Source organism: Aeromonas cavernicola (genome assembly GCF_002795305.1).
Classification (GTDB): domain Bacteria; phylum Pseudomonadota; class Gammaproteobacteria; order Enterobacterales; family Aeromonadaceae; genus Aeromonas; species Aeromonas cavernicola.
The window spans coordinates 1-1633 of record NZ_PGGC01000252.1; the positions used below are offsets into that span (position 1 = coordinate 1).

A 1633-nucleotide genomic window follows, 5' to 3' on the forward strand; every position below is an offset into this window, starting at 1 on the left:
TGCTGGGAGAGCGCTGCGAGGTGGAAGAGGTGGTGGCGCTGCTGGCACGCCAACAGCAGCCGCCCGCCCGTTGGCGGCGGCTCTATCTGGTGGGTTTTTCCCTGTGGAAGCGCGCTTTTATCACCACCTTTTGCCGCCATCTGGCCGATGAACTGCGCTTTGTCCGGCGCCCGCCCGCCCAGCTGACCGGCGATGAACAGCTGCTGGTGTGGGGCAGTCGTTACCCCGAGCTCACCTCCGCCCTGCGGGTAGAAGATGGCTTTATCCGCTCCAACGGGCTGGGCTCCAATCTTTGTCAGCCCTCGTCACTGTGCCTTGATCCGATAGGGATCTACTTTGACGCCCGCCAGCCCAGCGAGCTGGAGCAGCGGCTCAATTACCAACCATTAGGGCACGCGGCATTAGCGCGGGGGGACGCGTTAGTGGCGTTGCTGCAAGCAAGCCGGATCAGTAAATACAACGTGGGCGGCGCATGTGACTATCAACCGCCCCACGATGGGCGGCAGCGGGTGTTGGTGGTGGGGCAAGTGGATGGCGATGCGTCCATTGTCTGCGGCAGTCCGGTTATTCGCACCAACGAGCAGCTGCTGTGGGCGGTGCGCGCCGCCAAGCCCGACGCCCATATTTTGTTTAAGCCGCACCCCGATGTGGTGGCGGGCAATCGGGCGGGGGCTATCTCGGCGCAGTGCCTGCGCGAATGCGTTGATAGCGAAGTGCATGGGGGCAATCTTGCCTCGCTCTATCCCCACATTGACGAGCTGCACACCATGACCTCGCTCAGTGGCTTCGAGGCGTTGGTGCAGGGGGTCAAGGTCGTCACCTGGGGCCAACCGTTTTACAGCGGCTGGGGGCTGACTCAGGATGTGAATCCTCCGGCGCGGCGCCAGCGCCCCTTACCCTTAGCGGGGTTGGTCTACATCACCTTGGCGGTGTACCCCTGCTATGTCGATTGGCGATCGGGCCTGTGGTGTAGCCCAGAGCAGTTGATCCGCCAGCTCACCACCCAACAGCCGACCCAGATTGCAGGGATCCGCCATTGGCAGCGTTGGCAACTCAAGTTGCGTTATTTTACTCGGACATTGCATAATGCCCGCCATTTTTTCACCTTATAAGCTGGCTGTTTGATGAATATTCTGTTGCTTCAGGGCCCTTTGGGGCCATTTTATCAAACATTGAGCCAGCACTTGGTGGCGGCCGGCTATCGGGTGATCAAGGTCTATTTTAATGGTGGCGATGCCTGCTGGCCTTGTGCGGGGGAGCCCGTGCATTATCGCGGCACCGCCAGCGAGTGGAGCCCCTTTTTTGAGCAGTTACTCCAGCAATACGCCGTGGATACGGTGCTCTGTTATGGTGACTGCCGCTACTACCATCGGCTGGCGGGGCAGATTTGCCAGCGCAAGCAGCTGCCGTTTTGGGTCATGGAAGAGGGTTATCTGCGCCCCCACTTTGTCACCCTAGAGCAAGGGGGGGCCAATGCCTTTAGCCCGCTCTACCCGCAGCGGGCAAAGTTGGCACAGTGGCAGTGGCCCGTCGCCGCGCCAGCCCCGACCAAAATCGGCAAAACCTTTGCCGCCAGAGCCTGGTTTGCCAGTCGTTACCACATCAATAAGGCATTGGCGCAGTGGCGCTATCC

The 1633-nt window shown here is 60.7% G+C and carries 2 protein-coding genes; both read left to right on the forward strand.

The annotated features are described in order from the left end of the window. The coding region (locus tag CUC53_RS18305; protein ID WP_476692219.1) for a capsular polysaccharide export protein, LipB/KpsS family at positions 1–1112 on the forward strand (1112 nt) is incomplete at its 5' end. 12 nt (positions 1113–1124) lie between these two features. Continuing rightward, positions 1125–1633 (forward strand): capsular polysaccharide export protein, LipB/KpsS family (locus CUC53_RS18310; RefSeq protein ID WP_476692220.1); only part of this gene is annotated, 509 nt, incomplete at its 3' end.